15 protein-coding genes are annotated in these 20,875 nt (G+C 71.5%); 13 read left to right on the forward strand and 2 right to left on the reverse strand.

The features are described 5' to 3' along the window. The 13 genes from alaS (at position 1) to AWQ68_RS24130 (ending at position 18,704) form a co-directional block, all read left to right on the forward strand. Complete coding sequence (gene alaS, locus AWQ68_RS24070) at positions 1-2,673, forward strand: alanine--tRNA ligase (RefSeq protein ID WP_066943880.1); 2,673 nt, start codon at positions 1-3, stop codon at positions 2,671-2,673. Between the two features lie 28 nt (positions 2,674-2,701). Next, positions 2,702-3,196, forward strand: a complete 495-nt coding sequence (gene ruvX, locus AWQ68_RS24075; protein WP_066943882.1) for a Holliday junction resolvase RuvX — start codon at positions 2,702-2,704, stop codon at positions 3,194-3,196. Positions 3,197-3,898: 702 nt separating this feature from the next. Further along, positions 3,899-5,053: an endolytic transglycosylase MltG gene (gene mltG / locus AWQ68_RS24080; RefSeq protein WP_066943884.1), complete on the forward strand. Its 1,155-nt coding sequence runs from the start codon at positions 3,899-3,901 to the stop codon at positions 5,051-5,053. Continuing rightward, positions 5,050-5,895: a shikimate dehydrogenase gene (locus AWQ68_RS24085; RefSeq protein WP_066943886.1), complete on the forward strand. Its 846-nt coding sequence runs from the start codon at positions 5,050-5,052 to the stop codon at positions 5,893-5,895. The genes mltG and AWQ68_RS24085 overlap by 4 nt, the downstream gene beginning before the upstream one ends. 324 nt (positions 5,896-6,219) lie before the next feature. After that, positions 6,220-6,900: a translation initiation factor IF-3 gene (gene infC, locus AWQ68_RS24090; protein WP_281217723.1), complete on the forward strand. Its 681-nt coding sequence runs from the start codon at positions 6,220-6,222 to the stop codon at positions 6,898-6,900. 131 nt (positions 6,901-7,031) lie between these two features. Further along, the gene (gene rpmI / locus AWQ68_RS24095) at positions 7,032-7,226 is read left to right on the forward strand and encodes a 50S ribosomal protein L35 (protein ID WP_066943890.1); all 195 of its coding nucleotides are present in this window, start codon (positions 7,032-7,034) and stop codon (positions 7,224-7,226) included. A gap of 24 nt (positions 7,227-7,250) precedes the next feature. After that, positions 7,251-7,631 carry a 50S ribosomal protein L20 gene (rplT, locus tag AWQ68_RS24100; RefSeq protein WP_066943892.1) on the forward strand — a complete coding sequence of 127 codons (381 nt, stop codon included), beginning with the start codon at positions 7,251-7,253 and terminating at the stop codon, positions 7,629-7,631. A gap of 68 nt (positions 7,632-7,699) precedes the next feature. After that, the gene (locus AWQ68_RS24105) at positions 7,700-8,539 is read left to right on the forward strand and encodes a TrmH family RNA methyltransferase (RefSeq protein WP_066943894.1); all 840 of its coding nucleotides are present in this window, start codon (positions 7,700-7,702) and stop codon (positions 8,537-8,539) included. A gap of 96 nt (positions 8,540-8,635) precedes the next feature. After that, a complete protein-coding gene (locus tag AWQ68_RS24110; RefSeq protein ID WP_066943896.1) occupies positions 8,636-9,730 on the forward strand; it encodes a PAS domain-containing sensor histidine kinase in 1,095 nt (364 codons plus the stop codon). A gap of 194 nt (positions 9,731-9,924) precedes the next feature. Next, entirely contained in the window at positions 9,925-11,025 is a 1,101-nt protein-coding gene (pheS, locus tag AWQ68_RS24115) for a phenylalanine--tRNA ligase subunit alpha (RefSeq protein WP_066943898.1), read from the forward strand. Beyond that, positions 11,025-13,583: a phenylalanine--tRNA ligase subunit beta gene (locus AWQ68_RS24120; protein ID WP_066943900.1), complete on the forward strand. Its 2,559-nt coding sequence runs from the start codon at positions 11,025-11,027 to the stop codon at positions 13,581-13,583. The genes pheS and AWQ68_RS24120 overlap by 1 nt, the downstream gene beginning before the upstream one ends. Positions 13,584-13,800: 217 nt before the next feature. After that, entirely contained in the window at positions 13,801-17,001 is a 3,201-nt protein-coding gene (locus AWQ68_RS24125; RefSeq protein ID WP_066943902.1) for a penicillin acylase family protein, read from the forward strand. 188 nt (positions 17,002-17,189) lie between these two features. Then, a complete protein-coding gene (locus tag AWQ68_RS24130; RefSeq protein ID WP_245656065.1) occupies positions 17,190-18,704 on the forward strand; it encodes a DUF2079 domain-containing protein in 1,515 nt (504 codons plus the stop codon). Between the two features lie 51 nt (positions 18,705-18,755). Here AWQ68_RS24130 and AWQ68_RS24135 read toward each other — a convergent pair whose 3' ends face one another. Continuing rightward, on the reverse strand, positions 18,756-19,412 hold the full coding sequence (locus AWQ68_RS24135) for a Uma2 family endonuclease (protein ID WP_084464338.1): 657 nt from the start codon (positions 19,410-19,412) through the stop codon (positions 18,756-18,758). Positions 19,413-19,465: 53 nt separating this feature from the next. Then, positions 19,466-20,773: an MFS transporter gene (locus AWQ68_RS24140; protein WP_245656066.1), complete on the reverse strand. Its 1,308-nt coding sequence runs from the start codon at positions 20,771-20,773 to the stop codon at positions 19,466-19,468. Positions 20,774-20,875: the final 102 nt, after the last annotated feature.

Consider the following 20,875-nt stretch of genomic DNA (forward strand, 5'->3'; position numbering starts at 1 on the left):
ATGGAGTCGGCAGAGATCGCCCGCCGCTTCCTGCGCTTCTTCGAAGAGCGCGGGCACACCGTCGTGCCCTCGGCCAGCCTCATCGCCGAGGACCCGACGCTGCTTCTGGTGCCCGCGGGCATGGTGCCCTTCAAGCCCTACTTCCTCGGCCAGCGCACGCCGCCGGCGTCGAGGCTGGTGAGCGTCCAGAAGTGCATCCGCACCCCGGACATCGACGAGGTCGGCAAGACCACGCGGCACGCCACGTTCTTCCAGATGCTGGGCAACTTCTCCTTCGGCGACTACTTCAAGGAGAAGGCGATCCCGTTCGCCTGGGAGCTGCTGACCCGGTCGGAGTCCGACGGCGGCTTCGGCTTCCCCGAGGAGCGTCTCTGGGTCACCGTCTACGAGGACGACGACGAGGCGGCCGACATCTGGCACAAGACGGTCGGCGTCCCGAATGACCGCATCCAGCGCCGGGGCCTGGCCGACAACTACTGGCACATGGGCGTGCCCGGCCCGGGCGGTCCCTGTTCGGAGATCTACTACGACCGCGGTCCGGAGTACGGCCGAGAGGGCGGCCCGATCGCCGACGAGAACCGCTACCTCGAGGTCTGGAACAACGTCTTCATGCAGTTCCAGCTCAGCGCGGTCCGCAACAAGGTCGACTTCGACATCGCGGGCGAGCTGCCGAGCAAGAACATCGACACCGGCATGGGCCTGGAGCGCATGGCGGCGATCCTGCAGGGCGTCGACAACATCTACGAGATCGACACCACCTACAAGATCCTCGACCGGGCGGCCGAGCTCACCCGCACGAAGTACGGCCGGGACAGCCGCGCGGACGTGTCGCTGCGCGTGGTGGCCGACCACACGCGCGCCGGCGTGATGCTGGTCGCCGACGGAGTCCTGCCCTCCAACGAGGGCCGCGGGTACGTCCTGCGACGCATCCTGCGCCGCAGCATCCGCAACCTCCGCCTGCTCGGCGCGGGCGAGGAGCGGTACATGCACGAGCTCACCGCGACCACGATCGACGTGATGGGCGAGCTGTACCCCGAGCTGAAGAGCGACGCGGCCAACATCCACACCGTCATCGACGCGGAGGAGGCGTCCTTCCTCGGCACCCTCCGCACCGGTACGGCGATCTTCGACGCGGCCGCGGAGGAGTCCAAGCGCAAGGGCGCCGCCACCCTGGGCGGCGACCAGGCGTTCCAGCTCCACGACACCTACGGCTTCCCGATCGACCTGACCCTGGAGATGGCCGCCGAGCAGGGCCTCAAGGTCGACGAAGAGGGCTTCCGCCGGCTCATGAAGGAGCAGCGCGACCGCGCCAAGGCGGACGCGGCGGCCAAGAAGACCGGCAACGCCGACATCTCCGTCTTCAGCAGCATGCTCGAGAAGGCCGGCCGGGTCGACTTCCTCGGCTACGACCACACCACGGCCGAGACCAACGTCATCGGCCTGATCGTCGACGGCGGCTCCGTCCCGGCGGCGGGGGAGGGCACCGTCCTGGAGGTCGTCCTCGACCGCACGCCGTTCTACGCCGAGGGCGGCGGCCAGCTCGCCGACCAGGGCGTCATCCGCACCGCGGGCGCCGAGGTCGAGATCATGGACGTGCAGTCGCCGATCGGCGGCCTGATCGTGCACCGCGGCAAGGTCCGCACCGGCGAGATCCGGGTCGGCGAGCAGGCGCAGGCCGAGATCGACCTGGAGCGGCGCCGCGCGATCTCCCGCAGCCACACCGCGACCCACCTCGTGCACCGGGGCTTCCGCAACGCGCTCGGCGAGTCGGCGGCGCAGGCGGGCTCGGAGAACTCGCCCGGACGCTTCCGCTTCGACTTCACCGCCGCCGGCGCCGTCTCCCCGAGCGCCCTGCGCGACGTCGAGGACGAGGTCAACGCGGTCCTGATCAACGACCTCAAGGTCAACGCGTTCTACACGTCCCAGTCGGAGGCCCGCGCCATGGGCGCGCTCGCGCTCTTCGGCGAGAAGTACGGCGACGAGGTGCGCGTGGTCGAGGTCGGGGACTACTCCCGCGAGCTGTGCGGCGGCACCCACGTGGCGAGCTCCGGCCAGCTCGGCCTGGTCAAGGTCCTCGGCGAGGCGTCGATCGGCGCGGGCGTGCGCCGGGTCGAGGCGCTGGTCGGCCTGGACGCCTTCCGCTTCCTGGCCCGCGAGAGCGTCCTGGTGGCGCAGCTCAGCGAGCAGCTCAAGACCCGCCGCGAGGAGCTGCCCGAGCGGGTCGAGGGCATCGTCATCCGGCTGCGCACCGCCGAGAAGGAGCTGGAGCGGCTCCGCTCGGCGCAGGTGCTCGCGGTCGCGGGCGAGCTGGCCGCCGGAGCGGCCGACGTGCACGGCGTCTCGATTGTCACGCACAGCGCGCCCGCTGGCACCTCGCCCGACGACCTGCGTAAGCTCGCCCTCGACGTGCGCGGCCGATTCCCGAGCGACCGCGCCGCGGTGGTCGTGGTCGCCGGCGTCCCCTCCGACCGGCCGGTCGTCGTCGCCGCGGTGAACGAGGCGGGACGCGGGCGCGGCCTGAAGGCCGGACAGCTGGTCGGCGTCGCCGCCAAGGCGCTTGGAGGTGGCGGTGGCGGCAAGGACGACGTCGCTCAGGGCGGCGGTACCCGCGCCGAGGCGATCGACGACGCGCTGCGCGCCGTCGAGCAGACCATCTCCTCGTCCCTCACCTGATCACCGGGTCTTTCGGGGAGAGCCGGCCATGAGGCAGGGTGTGCGACTCGGCGTGGACGTCGGATCCGTACGCGTCGGCGTGGCGCGCAGCGACCCTTCGGGGCTGCTCGCCACGCCGGTCGAGACCGTACGGCGCGGCCGGGGCGACGTGGAGCGGATCGCCGCGATCGTCGCCGAGCACGAGGCGATCGAGGTGGTCGTGGGCCTGCCCACGTCCCTGTCGGGGCGGGAGAGCCACGCGGCCGGGGCGGCGCGCGAGTTCGCCGCCGTCCTCGCCGAGCGGCTCGCGCCGGTCCCGATCCGGCTCTTCGACGAGCGGCTGACGACGGTCACGGCGCAGCAGCGGCTGCGCTCCAGTGGCGTGAAAGCCAAGAATCAGCGTTCGGTCATCGACCAGGCGGCGGCTGTGGAGTTGCTCCAGGCGGCGCTCGACTCCGAGCGCGCCACCGGCCGGCCGCCGGGCAGCTGCCTCGGACCGCCGGGCGGCCCCGGCGACGGGAAGGCGAGCGGCGGAGCCGGCTGATGCCCGCCGCGGCGGTCGCACCCGCCCGTCTCCCCGTCCCGGTGGTCCGATCGCGTCCGCAGCGCGCGGCTGGGACGGTCCCTCGCCGCGTTGTCACCCCGGTCCCCGAAATTCCACACCGGGTCGGACTTTTCGCCAGGCCCGGGAATGCCGGCCGGACACTCCGTGCCGGCCGTCCATTCGCGGCGCATCCGTCTGGATCCGCGTTCCCCGGTGCGTCGGCCGTCCGCGTCCGGCGCGAAGCGGCCTCCACCGGCACGTTTCCCACTCCCGGCCGAAGTCCTCACCGGCGTTCCCGCAGTCCCCTCCTCCGGTCACGCGCGCCGACTAATCCGGCGGTAATGCCATACTTGGTGCACTTCGCCCCCAAAACCGGCGATTGGTACCGGTTTGTCAGAACCGATCTTCACCATAGGATCATCAAATTCCCTGACAAAGAGGACGAGTTTGTGAAATACCGGGAAGAGTTGAACGCGTACCTGGGGATCGCCTAGGACATGACCATTCACGCCCGGAAGGACCGTCCTGGCCCGCGCGGGGCCCGGGTGGCCGCTCCCTCCCGCGAGGGGCGGCCCGCCCGTAACCGGGGGCCCACGTCCGCCTCTCGCGGGGGCGGGCGCGTAATCGAACGCCGGAACCCCCTCGGTTCTGCACACTCGCTTGACGCGGGGCGCGCCGTACCGAGAGATTGGCCAGCGCACTATGAATGACCTCGATATGGACTTCCTGCTGGGCTCCGACGACGACGGGCCCTCTCGGCGCCGTGCCCGCGGCCCGAACCGCAGCCAGCGTCGCCGCAGCCGCCGGCGGCGCAGCCGGCAGCGCCGCAAGGGATTCGCGGCCTCCTTCTTCGCCATCCTCGTCGTGGCCGGGGTGCTCGGCGGCGCGGGATACCTCGGCTTCAACTGGTTCCGCGACCTCCTCGTGCCGAAGGACTTCACCGGCTCCGGCAGCGGCGAGGTGGTGGTCGAGATCAAGGAGGGGGCGACCGCCTCCGACGTGGCCCAGGAGCTGGAGGAGCAGGGCGTGGTCGCCAGCGCGCGGGCGTTCGTCAACGCCATCGGCGCGGCGGGCAAGAGCTCCTCGCTCCAGCCGGGTGAGTACAAGCTGCGCAAGGGCATGTCGGCGGAGACCGCGGTCACCCTGCTGGACCCGAACAACCGCGTGCGCAACCAGTTGACGATCCGCGAGGGGCTGCGGCTCAGCAAGATCTTCACCGACCTGTCCACCGCCACCGGCAAGCCGGTCGAGGAGTTCAAGAAGGCCGCCAAGCAGGACATCGGCCTTCCCCGGTATGCCAAGGGACGGCTGGAGGGCTACGCCTTCCCCGCCACCTACGAGATCTCGCCCAAGCTCAGCGCGAGCCAGATCCTCACCCGGATGGTCGACCGCTTCAACCAGACCGCCCAGCGGCTCGACCTGGAGCGCCAGTCGAAGCAGCTCGGCTACTCGGCCCACGACATCATGACCATCGCGAGCATCGTCCAGGCCGAGTCGGGCAGCCAGGCGGACATGCCCAAGGTCGCCCGCGTCATCTACAACCGCCTCGGGCTGAACCCGCCGATGAAGCTGGCGATGGACAGCACGGTCATGTACGGCCTGAACAAGTACGGCATCGCCGCCAGCCACAAGGACCTGGAGAGCACGTCGCCGTACAACACGTACAAGTATCCCGGTCTGCCTCCCGGTCCGATCGACAACCCCGGTGACCACGCCATCGAGGCGGCGCTCAAGCCCGCCGACGGCAACTGGCTGTGGTTCGTGACCGTCGATCCGAAGAAGGGCATCACCAAGTTCACCGACAAGGAGTCGGAGTTCTTGAAGTTCGTCGCCGAGTTCAACCGGAACAACGGATGACCGGAGCCGCCGGAGGGGGGCCGCGCCGCGCGGCGGTGCTCGGCCTCCCGGTCCGCCACTCGCTCTCCCCGATCCTGCACCGCGCCGCGTACGCCGCGCTCGGCCTGACCGAATGGCGCTACGACGCGATCGAGTGCGGCGAGGACGACCTCGCCGGGCTGGTCGACGGGCTCGGCCCCGAGTGGGCCGGGCTGTCGCTGACGATGCCGCTCAAGCGCGTGGTGTTCCCGCTGCTCGACACGGTCTCCGACCTCGCGGTCGAGGTGAACGCGGCCAACACGGTGGTCTTCCGCGACGGCCGCCGCCACGGCGAGAACACGGACGTGTACGGCATCGTCCAGGCGCTCGCCGAGGGCGGGGTGACGGCGCCCTCCAGCGCCTCGATCCTCGGCGGCGGCGCGACCGCGGCGTCCACCCTGGCCGCGCTGCGCGAGATGGGATTGCGCGAGGTGACGCTGGCGGTGCGCGAGCCGTCCCGCGCGGCCGAGACCCTGGAGGTCGCCGAACGGCTCGGCGTCGTGGTCGCCGTCCGCACGTTCGAGGACTTCGACGCCGACGTCGACCTGGTCGTCTCCACGCTGCCGTCGGGGGCCGCGGACGCGTTCGCCGCGCGGGCCACCCGGGCGAAGGCGGTGTTCGACGTGGTCTACGCGCCCTGGCCGACGGCGCTGGCGCGGACCGCCCAGGAACGCGGCGCGGTCGTCATCGGCGGGTTCCCGATGCTCCTGCACCAGGCAGTTCGCCAGGTCGAGCTGATGACCGGCCGTACGGACGTCCCGGTCGAGGAGATGCGCGCGGCCGGCGAGGCGGAGATCCACAGGCGCGCCGCGGCAGCCAAGTAGCCGCGCGAGCGAAGCGAGGCCAATAAGCACTGTGAGGCAAGTAAGCACTGCGAGGGGCGCGGCGGTGTCTGGACTGAGGAGCGAGTGGGCGAGGGACGAGCGACTCCGAGCGACGAGGGAAGGCATCGCCTGAGGGTGCCCCCGAGCCCGCGCGAGCGTAGCGAGCGCAATAGGCACGGTGTGGTAGTGTTGGCAACTGATCGGTCCGGCATGCCGGCTGGACGCGCAAGCGGAGGTCCTCCTCCCACCTGATCGGCCGAAAGGCGGACGGGTCAAGGATCACAACCAGGGTTCTCGCCACGAGAGCTCAGTGACCCCGCATGCGTGACGTGCGGGGTTTTGTGTTTTCCTGCACGGTCGAGCATCAAGCGGAAGTCCTTTGGAGGTCCCATCAGCACCGAGCCCCGCATCAACGATCGTATTCGCGTGCCGGAGGTTCGCCTCGTCGGCCCGAACGGCGAGCAGGTCGGCATCGTCTCGATCGGCGATGCACTGAAGCTGGCCCAGGAGAGCGATCTCGACCTCGTCGAGGTCGCGGCGACGGCCCGGCCGCCCGTGTGCAAGCTCATGGACTACGGCAAGTTCAAGTACGAGTCGGCCATGAAGGCGCGCGAGGCCCGCCGTAACCAGGCACACACGATCATCAAGGAGATCAAGCTCCGGCCGAAGATCGACCCGCACGACTACGAGACCAAGAAGGGTCACGTCGTGCGCTTCCTCAAGGCGGGGGACAAGGTCAAGGTCACGATCATGTTCCGGGGTCGCGAGCAGTCCCGGCCGGAGTTGGGCTTCCGGCTGTTGCAGCGGCTCGCCGAGGACGTCACCGAGCTGGGCTTCGTGGAGTCACAGCCCAAGCAGGACGGGCGAAACATGATCATGGTCATCGGCCCGCACAAGAAGAAGGCCGAGGCCAAGGCCGAAAAGGCAGCGGCCAAGGCACAGCGCGCGTCGGATTCCGAGTCCGAGTCCGAGTCCGTGGAGCCGGAGTCAGCGCCCGCGGAGTGACGCGCGCGTCTGAGGGATCAGACACGCATGGAGAAGCCGAGACCGGGACGGTCTCGCAGAGCCAGGCATGCCGTCGGCTCGGGTCACCGGCCCGGGCCTTCGGCACGACCAATGAGGGAGAGACGGCTGAGATGCCGAAGATGAAGACGCACAGCGGTGCGAAGAAGCGGTTCCGGTTGACCGGCTCCGGCAAGATCGTGCGCCGGCGTGCGAACCGGAAGCACCTTTTCGAGCACAAGCCGTCCACCCGCACGCGCCGGCTCGAGAACGACGTCGTGATCAGCGACGCCGACGCCAAGAAGATCAAGAAGCTGCTCGCGAAGTAACCGACCCCGGGGAGACTGAACAACATGGCACGCGTGAAGCGGGCGCTCAACGCCAAGAAGAAGCGCAGGGTCGTCCTCGAGCGGGCGAGCGGTTACCGTGGGCAGCGGTCCAGGCTGTACCGCAAGGCCAAGGAGCAGATGCTCCACTCGATGACCTACGCGTACCGCGACCGCAAGGACAAGAAGGGCACCTTCCGGCGCCTGTGGATCCAGCGGATCAACGCCGCGGCCCGCGCGAACGGCATCACCTACAACCGGTTCATCCAGGGCCTGCGCCTCGCGGGCATCGAGGTGGACCGCAAGATCCTCGCCGACCTCGCGGTGAACGACGGCCAGACCTTCGCCACGCTGGCCGAGGCGGCGAAGAAGGCTCTTCCGGCCGACGTGAACGCGCCGGTCGCCTGAGTCAGACGCGATTCAGCATTCATAGGGGCTCACCGGCATCCGGTGGGCCCCTTTTGACGAGGGAAGGCATGGCCGGAACCGAGCTCACCAACATCAGGTCCCCGCGGGTGAAAGCCGCGCGGCGGCTCACGAAGCGCGCCTTCCGGGACCGCGACCGGGCCTTCCTGGCCGAGGGGCCGCAGGCCGTACGCGAGGCTCTCACGCTCGACGGCGTGACCGTGGAGCTGTTCGCCACGGCCGAGGCCGAGATCAGACACGCCGACATCGTCGCGGCGGCGGTCGCGGCGGGCGTCCCCGTGTTCCGGGTCAGCGGCGAGGTCATGGCCGAGCTGGCCCAGACCGTCACCCCGCAGGGGCTGATGGGCGTCTGCCGGTTCGTCCACGTCCCGCTCTCCGAGGCGGTGCCGTCCGGCGCACGGCTGGTCGCCCTCCTCGCCCACGTCCGCGACCCCGGTAACGCCGGCACCGTCCTGCGGACGGCCGACGCCGCCGGCGCCGACGCGGTCGTCTTCACCGACGCCTCCGTCGATCCGTACAACGGCAAGTGCGTCCGGGCCAGCGCGGGCAGCCTGTTCCACCTCCCCGTCGCCACCGGCTCGCGGGTGGAGGACGCGGTGCGGCACGTACGGGACGCCGGGATGCGCGTCCTCGCGGCGGACGGCACCGGCAAGGCGACCCTCGACGACGTCGATCTCGGCGCGCCCACCGCGTGGCTCTTCGGCAACGAGGCGTGGGGGCTGCCCCCGGCGCTGCTCGAACTCGCCGACGAGGTGGTGCGGGTGCCGATCTACGGGCGGGCCGAGAGCCTCAACCTCGCCACCGCCGCCGCGGTCTGCCTGTACGCCTCGGCGCGGGCGCAGCGGCAGACCTTACATCGCGTGGAAGATCCATCTACCCCCGCGGTCTGAGACGGCCGACTAGAGCGGGAAACCCGCTATTGTCGGCCTTGGAACACGCGCGGTCCCCCATCCGGCGTGCTTCACAGGATCGAGGGAGGCGGTCGCGTGCGAGGTGAGGGCACTCCTCGGGGCGCCCGACAACCGGTCGCGGACGGGAGTGCGGACGTCTGTGCCGACGATCTCCCCGACGGTCTCGTGGTGACCGACTCCGACGGCGTCGTCCTGCTCGTCAACCGGGCCGCGGAGCGGCTGACCGGAGTGGCCCGCCGCACGGCGGTGGGACGGCACGTCACCGACGCGCTGCCGTTCCGTGACCCGGAGGGCCGCGACTGGTGGAAGTGCCTCGACCCGCACGGCGGCCTGTCCACCCGGGCCCGCCAGCCCGAGCGCCCGGTGCACCTCCCGGGACGGCGGGAGGTGCTGCTCGCCGCCCGGCTGGTCCGCCGTCCCGAGCGCGGCGGCCCCGTGGTCCGCGTGGTGGTCACACTGCGGGACGCCTCGGCCCGGGCCCGGCTGGAACGCAGCAGGGCCGACCTCGTCTCCACCGTCGCGCACGAGCTGAGGTCGCCGCTGACCAGCGTCAAGGGATTCACCGCGACGCTGCTGGCCAAGTGGGACCGGTTCACCGACGCGCAGAAGCTCGTCATGCTGCAGACCGTCAACGCCGACGCCGATCGGGTCACCCGGCTGATCACCGACCTGCTCGACGTGTCCCGGATCGAGTCCGGCCGGCTGGAGGTCCACCGCCAGGTCGTCGACATCCCCGCCCGCGCCCGCCGGCTCATCGAGGGCCGGATCGCCGCGGGGGAGCCCGCCGACCGGTTCCACCTGGAAGTGCGCGGCGAGCTGCCCGAGACCTGGTGCGACCAGGACAAGATCGACCAGATCCTCGGCAACTTGCTGGAAAACGGGGTGCGCCACGGGCGCGGTACGGTGACCATAGTGGTCGAAGCCGTCGAATTGGGAGTGGCCGTGTCCGTGCGCGATCAGGGTGAGGGCGTCGCGCCCGAGCTGGTCACGCGCGTCTTCCGGCAGTTCTGGCGCGGCAACGGCCGCAGGCGGGGCGGCACCGGCCTCGGCCTCTTCATCGTCAAGGGCCTGGTCGAGGCCCACGGCGGCACGATCACCGTGCAGCGCGCGCCCGGCGGCGGCGCCGAGTTTCGATTTACCGTGCCCACCGGGACCCCTGACTTCGCCTGACCTCGGAGCCGATCTCTCGCCGCCGGAGTCAGAGCCGATCTCAGCCCGGTGGGCGCCCCGAGGGCCGGCGGCCCCGTCCCAGCACGGGTGGCCGGCCGCGCCGGAGCCTCCGTCGCCGATCTTGGCGGGGGCGTATCTTGACCCATCCGGCACTAGACTCGTGCACGCTTAAGCCCTGGATACGGAGCTCTCTCTTGTCGAACACCTATGACCCGGTCGAGGTGACGCCGCTGCACGCCGACGAGGTCGCGCGGGCACAGGCCGACGCCCTCGCCGCGATCGCGGCGGCGCGCGACCTCGACGAACTGAAGCAGGTACGGCTCGCGCACGCAGGCGATCGCTCGCCGATCGCGCTGGCCAACCGCGAGATCGGCGCGCTGCCGCCGCAGGCGCGCTCCGAGGCGGGCAAGCGCATCGGCGGCGCGCGCAAGGAGATCGGGCAGGCGCTCGCCGCCCGCCAGGCCGAGTTGGAGGCCGAGCGCGACGCACGCGTCCTCGTGGAGGAGACCGTCGACGTCACCCTTCCGTGGGACCGGCGGCCGCGCGGCGCCCGCCACCCGTTGACCACGCTGCAGGAGCGCGTCGCCGACGCGTTCGTGGCGATGGGCTACGAGGTGGCCGAGGGGCCGGAGCTCGAAGGCGAGTGGTTCAACTTCGACGCGCTGAACATCGCGCCGGACCACCCCGCGCGCTCCGAGCACGACACGTTCTTCGTCGAGAGCACGGCCTCCGGCAAGGTGCTGCGCACCCAGACGTCGCCGGTGCAGATCCGCGCCCTGCTCGCGCGCGAGCTGCCGGTGTACGTCGTCTCCCCGGGCAAGGTCTTCCGCACCGACGAGCTGGACGCCACCCACACGCCGGTCTTCCACCAGGTCGAGGGGCTCGCGGTCGACAAGGGGCTGACCATGGCCCACCTGAAGGGCACGCTCGACCGGTTCGCCGAGGTGATGTTCGGCGAGGGCATCACCACCCGCTTCCGGCCCAACTACTTCCCGTTCACCGAGCCGTCCGCCGAGATGGACCTGCGCTGCTTCGTCTGCCGCGGCGCGTCGGCCGCGCCGGGCAACCCGCCGTGCCGTACCTGTAAGTCGGAGGGGTGGATCGAGTGGGGCGGCTGCGGCATGGTCAACCCGCGGGTGCTGATCGCCTGCGGCGTGGACCCCTCGGTCTACTCCGGCTTCGCGTTCGGGATGGGCATCGAGCGCACCCTGATGTTCCGCAACAACGCCGAGGACATGCGTGACATGGTCGAGGGCGACATCCGCTTCACCCTGCCGTTCGGAATGGAGGTCTGATGAAGGTCCCGCTTTCATGGCTGCGGGAGTACGTCGATCTCCCGGCCGTCACGGCTCAGGAGGTGGCCGACAAGCTCACCTCCGCCGGTCTCAAGCTTGAGGCGATCACCTCCCACGGCCACGAGATCAAGAACGTGGTCGTCGGTCAGGTCGTCGTCATCGAGGAGCTCGCCGGCTTCAAGAAGCCGATCAGGCACTGTCTGGTCGAGGTGGGGGAGGCCGCGCCGCGCGAGATCGTGTGCGGCGCGACCAACTTCTCCGAGGGCGCGATCGTGCCGGTGGCGCTGCCCGGTGCCGTCCTGCCCGGCGGTTTCGAGATCGGCTCCCGCAAGACGTACGGGCGGCAGTCGGACGGCATGATCTGCTCGGAGGCCGAGCTGGGCATCGCCGAGTCCTCGCCGGGCATCCTGCTGCTCCCGGAGGACACGCCCATCGGGGCCGACGTCGTCGAACTCCTCGGCCTGCGCGACGACGTGCTGGAGCTGGAGATCACGCCCGACTGCGGGTACGCCCTGTCGATCCGGGGCGTCGCGCGCGAGGCCGCGACCGCGTTCGGCGTGCCGTTCCGCGACCCGGCCGCGGTCGAGCTGCCGGCCGCGTCCGGCCCGTCCTATCCGGCGTCGATCGGCGACCCGACGGCGTGCGACCGGTTCGTGCTGCGCTCGGTGTCCGGGTTCGACCCGGCCGCCGAGAGCCCGCTGTGGATGCGGGTGCGGCTCATCCGCGCCGGCATGCGCCCCGTCTCGCTCGCCGTGGACGTCACGAACTACGTGATGCTTGAGCTGGGCCAGCCGCTGCACGCGTTCGACCGGTCCCGCCTGTCCGGCGAGATCGTCGTACGGCGGGCCAAGCCGGGGGAGACCCTGGAGACGCTCGACCACGTGACGAGGAAGCTCCACGCGGAGGACATCCTCATCACCGACGACACCGGGCCGATCTCGATGGCCGGCACGATGGGCGGGCTCCACACCGAGATCTCCGACTCATCGACCGACATCGTGATCGAGGCGGCGCACTTCTCCGCCACGGGCATCGCCCGGGAGTCCCGCCGGCACGACCTGGTCAGCGAGGCGTCCAAGCGGTTCGAGCGGGGCGTGGACCGGGAGCTGCCGCTGGTCGCCTCCTGGCGCGCCGTCCAGCTCCTGGTCGAGCTGGGCGCCGGCACCGCCGACCCGGGCGTCACGCACGCCGAGGTGGACGTCGCCCCGGTGCGGGTCGTCATCCCGTCCGACTACCCGGGACGTGTCGCGGGCCTGCCGTACGAGCGGGAGACCGTGATCCGCCGGCTGGAGCAGGTGGGCTGCGCGGTCGTCGAGGGCGCGGACGCGGCGAGCGGCGACGGCGGCGCTCACGGCGTGGCCGCGACCGGCGTGGTGTCCGGCGCCGACCTGCACGAGAAGCTGGCCGTGCGCGGCGACGACCTGCTCACGGTCACCCCGCCGTCGTGGCGGCCGGACCTGACCGACCCGAACGACCTGGCGGAGGAGGTCATCCGCCTGGAGGGCTACGAGGGCCTGCCCTCGGTGCTGCCCCCCGCCCCCGCCGGGGCCGGGCTGACCGAGGGGCAGCGGCTGCGCCGCAGGGTCGGCCGGGCGCTGGCCTACGCGGGCTACGTCGAGGTGCTCTGCTACCCGTTCATCGGGGTCCGCGACCTGGACAACCTGCAGCTTCCCGCGGATGACCCGCGCCGGCGGGTGACCCGGCTGGTCAACCCGCTCAGCGAGGACGAGCCGTACATGCGGACGACCCTCCTGCCGGGCCTGCTGAAGACGCTGGTCCGCAACGTGGGCCGCGGCTTCGGCGACGTGGCGCTGTTCGAGACCGGCCTCGTCTACCGGCCGGAGCCGGACGCCCCGGCGGCCGCGCCGGTGCTCGCCGTGGACCGCAGGCCCACGGCGGAGGAGCTGGCCCGGATCGAGAGCGCGCTGCCGCGGCAGCCGTTCCGCGTCGCCGCCGTGCTGGCCGGGGAGTTCGACCGGTCCGGCTGGTGGGGCGCGGGCCGCCAGGCCTCCTGGGCGGACGCGATCGAGGCGGCGCGGACCGTGGCTCGTGAGGCCGGCGTCGAGCTGGAGGCGCGGGCCGACCAGCACGAGCCGTGGCACCCGGGCCGGTGCGCCGCGCTGTACGTCGGGGACGTCCTCGTCGGGCACGCCGGCGAGCTGCACCCGCGCGTCGTCGAGGCGTGCGGCCTGCCGCCGCGCACCGCCGCGATGGAGCTGGAGCTGTCGCTGCTGACCCCGCCGGGGCCGGTGCAGGCGCCCGCCGTGTCCGCGTACCCGGTGGCCACCCAGGACGTGGCGCTGGTCGTCCGCTCCGAGGTGACCGTCGCGGAGGTCGAGGCCGCGCTGCGCGAGGGCGCCGGCGAGCTGCTGGAGTCGGTCCGGCTGTTCGACGTGTACACGGGCGAGCAGGTGGAGGAGGGCCACACGTCCCTGGCGTACACGCTGCGGTTCCGCGCGGCGGACCGCACGCTCACCGTCGAGGAGACGACGGCCGCCCGCGACGCCGCCGTGGCGCTCGCCCACGAGCGGACCGGGGCCCGGCTGCGCGGCGTCTGACCCGCACGGCTGACCCGCACGTCTGACCCGCACGTCCAGGACCCATCGATGCCCGTCCGGCCTCCCGCCGGGCGGGCATCGCCGTGTCCGGAGGCGAAATCACCCATTGATGCGAGGGTTACCAACGAGTATCGTCCAGAGCTGAGCAGCCCTCATATTCGCGCGCGAAAACCGTAACCCCCGACACCCCCCGGCTTCTCGCGAAGGGAAGTTCCCCATGCACGCGCGCCTTCGAGGGGCGCTCACGGCCACCGCCGTGCTCGCCCTCGTGATCACCGGCTTACCGGCGACGTCGGCCGCCTCCGCCTCGTCGTCCGCCTCGTCGGCGGCCGACGCGGTCACCGACGACTACTGCCTCGGCCAGTGCGCCGACATCCTTCCTCCCGGCCAGAACGGCAACGCCACGCTGGTCGACATCCTCGGGAACCAGAGCGTCGGCACCCGCCCGGCGCACAGCTCCGACCAGCTCGGCAGGTACGCCGGGCTCATCTCCGGCTACACCGGCCTGACCGAGGACCAGATCGCGTCGTTCTTCAACGACGCCTCCTTCGGCGTGCCCGCCGGGCAGGTCGAGAGCACGGTCAGCCCCCGTTCGGACGTCACGATCGTCCGTGACAAGGCCACCGGCGTGCCGCACATCACCGGCACCACCCGCGAGGGCACCATGTTCGGCGCCGGGTACGCGGGCGCGCAGGACCGTCTGTGGGTCATGGACCTGATGCGGCACGTCGGCCGGGGCGACCTCACCCCGTTCGCCGGAGGCGCCCAGGGCAACCGGGAGCTGGAGCAGAGCGTCTGGCGTAACTCGCCCTACACCGAGGCGGATCTGCAGGCCCAGATCGACCGGGTGCGCGACTCCGGTCCACGCGGCGCCCAGCTCTACTCCGACGTGCGCAACTACATCGACGGCATCAACGCGTACATCGGCGTCTGCATGGCCAAGCGCAACTGCCCCGGCGAGTACGTCCTGACCGGGCACCTCGACGCGATCACCAACAAGGGCGGCCCGGTCAACTTCACCATGACCGACCTGGTCGCGATCTCCGGCGTGATCGGCGGCCTGTTCGGCGGCGGCGGCGGAAACGAGATGCAGTCGGCCCTGGTCCGGGTCGCCGCGCGGGCCAAGTACGGCGCCGCGGTGGGCGACCAGGTCTGGGCGGCGTTCCGCGGCGAGAACGACCCCGAGACCGTGCTCACCCTCCACGCCGGCCAGAGCTTCCCCTCCGGAGCCGCGCCCGCCGGCACCACCGGCGTCGTGCTGCCCGATCCCTCGACCGCGCCGGTCGACATCGTCGAGAACCGGACCGGGACCGCCACCACCGCCACGACCGCCGCGAAGAGCCCCCTGAGCGGCCTCACCGTCGACAACGCCAAGCCCGGCATGTCGAACGCGATCGTCGTGTCGGCGGCCAAGTCGGCCACCGGCCACCCCGTCGCCGTCTTCGGCCCGCAGACCGGCTACTTCGCCCCGCAGTTGCTCATGCTGGAGGAGCTGAACGGCCCCGGCATCCGCGCGCGCGGCGCCGCGTTCGCCGGGATCAACCTGTACGTGCTGCTCGGCCGGGGCGCCGACTATGCCTGGAGCGCCACGTCCAGCACGCAGGACATCACCGACACGTACGCGATCACGCTGTGCGACCCGAAGGGCGGGACGCCCACCACGGCCTCCGACCACTACCTGTACCGCGGCGCCTGCACGGCGATGGAGACGCTGCGCAAGAAGAACTCCTGGAAGCCGAACACGGCCGACTCCACCGGGGCCGGGTCGTACGAGCTGGTGGCCAAGCGCACGAAGTACGGCCTGGTGACGTGGCGCGGCACCGTGGACGGGGTGCCGACCGCCTTCACGGCGCTTCGCTCGACCTACCGGCACGAGCCCGACTCGGCGGTCGGCTTCCAGATGTTCAACGACCCCGCCGAGATGGGGTCGGCCGCCGCGTTCCAGAACTCCGCCGCCAACATCGGCTTCGCGTTCAACTGGTTCTACGTGAACTCGACCGACTCGGCGTACTTCATGTCCGGGAGCAGCCCGGTGCGCTCGGCGGTCGCCGATCCGAACCTGCCGATGGTCGCGGACGCCGCGCACGAGTGGGCCGGGTACGACCCGGACGCCAACAGCGCGACGTACGCGGCGGCGAGCACCCACCCGCAGGCGGTCAACCAGGACTACTTCGTGAGCTGGAACAACAAGCAGGCCAAGGACTACGCGGCGGCCGACGGCAACTTCAGCTTCGGCTCCGTCCACCGGGCGGACCTGCTGGACGCGCCGGTGAAGGCCGCGCTCGCCTCGGGCACCCTCGACCGGGCCGGCACCGTGAAGATCATGGCGAACGCCGCGATCACGGACCTGCGCGGCTGGAAGGTCCTGCCCAACCTGCTCCGCGTGATCAACAACACCGATGTGAGCGACCCCGCGCTCGCCTCGGCCGTCTCCAAGCTGTCCGCCTGGGCCTCCGCCGGAGCCCGCCGCGCCGAGACCTCACCGGGCAGCAAGACGTACGCGCACGCCGACGCGATCCGCGTCTTCGACGCCTGGTGGCCCAAGCTGGTGCGGGCGCAGTTCCGGTCCGGCCTCGGCGACGGGCTCTACCGATCGCTGGTCGACGCCCTGCAGATCAACGAGTCGCCGTCCGGGCGGCAGCAGGGCGACACCTCCACCCTCGCCACGTCGGCGAACGAGGCCCAGACGCACAAGGGCTCCTCGTTCCAGTACGGCTGGTGGGGCTACGTCGACAAGGACATCAGGAACGTGCTGGGTGACACCGTCCAAGGGGCGCTCCCGGCCCGGTACTGCGGGGCCACCGTGCAGGCGTGCCGTACGGTCCTGCTGGACAGCCTGTCCGCGGCGCTCGCGGAGACGGCGGCGGTCACCTACCCGGCCGACGACGTCTGCTCCGCGGGCGACCAGTGGTGCGCCGACGCGGTGCGGCAGTCGCCGCTCGGCGGGGTCAAGCAGGACCTGATCTCCTGGCAGAACCGGCCCACCTACCAGCAGGCGGTCTCCTTCCCGGCCCGGCGCGGTGACAACGTCGCCAACCTGGCCGCTCGGGCCTCGGTGAGCGCGTCGAGCAAGGAGAGCTTCCTCTACCCGCCCGCCAACGCGAACGACGGCGACCGCTCCACCCGCTGGTCCAGCGCGTTCAGCGACAACCAGTACTTCCAGGCGGACCTCGGGGCGGTCACGACCGTCGCCCGGGTGATCCTGCGCTGGGAGGCGGCGTACGGCAAGGCGTACCGGATCCAGACGTCGACCGACGGGAGCACCTGGACCACGGTCTACTCGACCACGACCGGCGACGGCGGCGTGGACAACGTCGCCTTCGCCCCGGTGAGCGCGCGCTACGTCCGCATGCAGGGCGTCACGCGGGCCACGTCCTACGGCTACTCGCTCTACGAGTTCGAGGTGTACGGCCGGTAGGCCGCGGAGCCGCCCCGGCCCCTCCCGAGACGGTGCGGAGGGCCGGGGCGGCACCGCGTTCCCCGGGTGAACGTTTCACCCCGTGGCCGGGGCGGGTCACCAGGTCACCGCCCTTCGGGCCGGGACGGCGTGACGCGCGTGAGAACCGGGGCTGGTCGTGGAACGCGCCAGGCCCGTACTCTCCGGCCATGGCCTGGAGGACCCGCGTCCCTGACCGTCCCGTGGACTCCGCCGCCCCCCGGAGGCGCTCGCCGCTCGCGTTCCCGGCCGTCCGCCGGATGCTCGCGGCCGTGCCGCCGCCGGGCCGGTGGCCGCGCCACGCCGTCGCGCTGGCCGCCGGATGCGCCGTCGCCGTCGCGGTGTACTCCCTCCACGGGCTGACGAAGCTGCGCAACTTCCGCACCGGCACGTACGATCTGACGATCTTCGATCAGACGGTGCGCGGCTACGCCCACTTCCGGCCGCCCGTCGTGCCGCTCCTGGGTGTCACCCTGGATCGGGGGACGGACTACCTCCAGCTCGCCGACCACTTCTCGCCGATCCTGGCGTTGCTCGCCCCGCTGTACTGGCTGCACGACGGTCCCGCGACGCTCATCGTGGCGCAGGCCGTCCTGTTCGCGCTGGCCGTCCCGTTCCTGTGGGCCTTCACCCGCCGCCGGCTCGGTACCGCTCCCGCCTATCTGGCCGTGGTCGCGTACGCGCTGTCCTGGCCGATCGCGCAGACCGTCAGCGTGGAGTTCCACGAGGTCGCGTTCGTCCCCGTCCTGACCGCCGCGGCGATCGAGCGGCTGGACGCGGAGAGGCGGATCCCCGGTCTCCTCGCGCTGGCCGGCCTGCTGCTGACCAAGGAGGACGCCGGGCTGATCGTGGCGGGCGTCGGCGCCTGGCTGTTCCTCACCCGGAAACGACGCCTCGGCGTGGCCGTCGTCGTCGGGGGCGTGGCCGCGATGGAGGTCACCCGCAAGGTGCTGATCCCGCTGGCGGGCGGCCGGGCGGACGAGCGCTGGTACTTCTCCCAGCTCGGCGCGGACCTGCCCGACGTGCTGCGCACGGCCGTGACCGACCCGCTGCGCGTCCTCGGCGTGCTGACCGCCGACCAGGTCAAGCTGGACACGACCGCGCTGCTGCTGTGGCCGACGCTGTTCCTCTGCCTCCTGTCGCCGATCGCGCTGGCGGCGCTGCCGCACATCGCCGAGCGGATGCTGTCCGACGCGCCCAACTGGTGGTCCACCGCCTGGCACTACGACGCGTTCACCGTCGCGATCCTTTTCCTCGCCGGGGTGGACGGCACGGCACGTCTGATCCGGTTGCTGCGCCGGAAGGAGCGGTTCGCGGAGCCGGAACGGTTCGGCCTGGTGTGGTCCGTCGCGATCTGCGCCGTCGCGCTCACCCTGGTGCCGCCCCGTCCCTTCGGCGAGCTGCTCCGTCCGGACTTCTACGCCGCGGACGCCCGGGCGGCGGCGCGGCAGGAGGCGCTCGCGCTGGTCCCCGACGGCGTGGTGGTGGAGGCGAGCAACGACTTCGGCCCCCACCTGTCCGGCCGCGACACGGTCCTGTGGTGGGACTACCGCCACCGGGGGACCCCGTGGATCATCGCGTCGGCCGGACAGGACCTGCGCGGCGTGATCGACGACTACGTGCGGGACGGCTACCGGCTGCTCTTCGACCGGGAGGACATCGTCGTCCTGCGCCTCGGCGGATAGCCGGAGGCGGTGTGCCGCGCGCCCCGCGTGAGCCGTACGGGGGCGCGTCGGTCAGAAGCGGTCGATCTCGGTGAGGTCGATGTCGATCTCGAAGGGCAGCGAGACCTTGAGCCGGTCGTGATGGATGCCGGTGAGGAAGTAAGCCGAGGTCCCGGGGTCGATCTCGTAGACGTAGACGGCGGGCCGGCCCTTCTGGTTCTCCACCCGCCAGAAGTGCGGGACGCCCGCCTCGGCGTACAGCACCGGCTTGCGCTTGCGGTCGCGGACCTCGGACTCGGGCGAGACGACCTCGACCACCAGAACCGCGTCGGCCGCCTGGTAGGCGGTCTGCTCGTCCTCCTGCTCCGCTTCGGCACGGATGACGGTCACGTCGGGCTCCGGCCGCTGGCGCGAGTCGAGGACCAGGCTCATCTCGCGCCGGACCCGTAGCTCGCGCGGAGCGACTCCGCGCAGAGCGTTCTCCAGAAGGGACACGGCACGTGAGTGGAAGGAGGTCTGAGGGCTCACGAAGACCAAGCTTCCGTCAATCAACTCTGTGTGCGCAGGCAAATCCGGAATGTGATCGAGGTCCGTGGCCGTGTAGCCCTTGAGTGGCGGGAAAACCCAGCCGGGCAGCTCCGATGAGTCGCTCATGACGTCGCTCCGTGCCTCTGCCTCCGCCGCTGGTGTCGTCTCCGCCGTCTCTGTCTCCACTACCGCTGCCGTCATGCGCACATCGTAACCAGCCGGTCGCGGTGAGGGGCGGGTTCGTCCGGGTTGTGTCAGGTGGCCGCGGGCTGCTCCGCGCGGCGGGCGCGTTCGGCGAGGGCGTGCTCGTCGGTGCGCGCGTCGTAGCGGCGGAAGCGGGGCAGCGCGGCCGCCATCGCGGCCACCGCGCCCACGCACAGCAGGCCGCCGAACCCCAGCGAGAACCGGCTGCCGCCCCAGCCGGCCAGCGTCCCGGCGCGCACGTCGCCGAGCATCGGGCCGGTCGAGTAGGAGAGCAGCTCGATCCCGGCGAGGCGGCCGCGGTACTCGTCGGGGATGGTCTGGTTCCAGATCGTGCCGCGGAAGAGGCCGCTCACCATGTCCGCGCCGCCCGCGACGGCGAGGAACAGGAAGACCAGCCACACGTTCGGCATGAGCGCCGCGATCGCCACCGAGACACCCCACAGCGCGGCCGACACGATCACGGCCATCCCGTGCCGATGCACGTGGGCGGTCCAGCCGGAGGTCAGCGAGGCGACCACCGAGCCGACCCCTCCGGCGGCGTACAGCAGGCCGAGCGCCTGCGGCGTCCCCAGGTCGTCGGCGAGGAAGGGGAACAGCGCGGTCGAGCTGGCGAACGCCATCGCGGCGATGTCGACAAGGTAGGTGCCCATCAGGTCGGGGCGCCGGACGGCGTAGCGGACGCCCTCGGCCAGCGACCGCAGCGAGGCGGGGGAGGCGTCCTTGGGCCGCGCCACGGGACGCACCCGCACCAGCAGCGCCAGCGAGATCAGGAACGAGGCCACGTCGACGCCGTACGACGTGGCGGTGCCGAGCGCGATGACGGCCAGCCCGCCGACGGCGGGGCCGACGATGACCGCGCTGTTGCGCACGAGGCCCTGCAACGCGAACGCGGCGGTCATCTGGTCGAGCTTGACCACCCGGTTGACCATCGCCTGCTCGCTCGGGCCGCGTACGCTGGCGAACCCGGCGGACAGGGCGCCCGCGACGTAGAGGACCCATACCTGCGGATGGGGCAGCAGGGCGTTGACCAGCAGGATGCCGGTCGTGACGCAGAGCCCCAGCTCGGAGTAGATCACGATCTTGCGCCGGTCGAGCGCGTCGGCGATCGCACCGCCCCACAGCCCGCAGACCACCATCGGCACGAACTCGGCCATGCTCACCAGACCGACCGCGAGCGGCGACCCGGTGAGCTGCTTCACCTGGTACGGCACGGCCACCATGGTGAACAGGGTGCCGAGCATGGTGATCATGCCGGAGCCGAGCAGGAGGCGGAAGTCGCGAGACTCGCGCAGCGGGGTGACGTCGACGCGCATCCGGCGGGCCAGCGCCCTCAGCGATCGATCCGAGCGTTCAGACACGGACGGCCATATTCACCGACCGCGGACCGCCGGGCAATCGGTTTTTCGGGCGCAGGCGGTGGGGCGCGGTCCCTCCGGGGCACCGGGGGACCGCGCCCGCCG

The sequence above is a fragment of the Microtetraspora fusca genome, from assembly GCF_001570365.1.
Taxonomy (GTDB): Bacteria; Actinomycetota; Actinomycetes; order Streptosporangiales; family Streptosporangiaceae; genus Microtetraspora; species Microtetraspora fusca.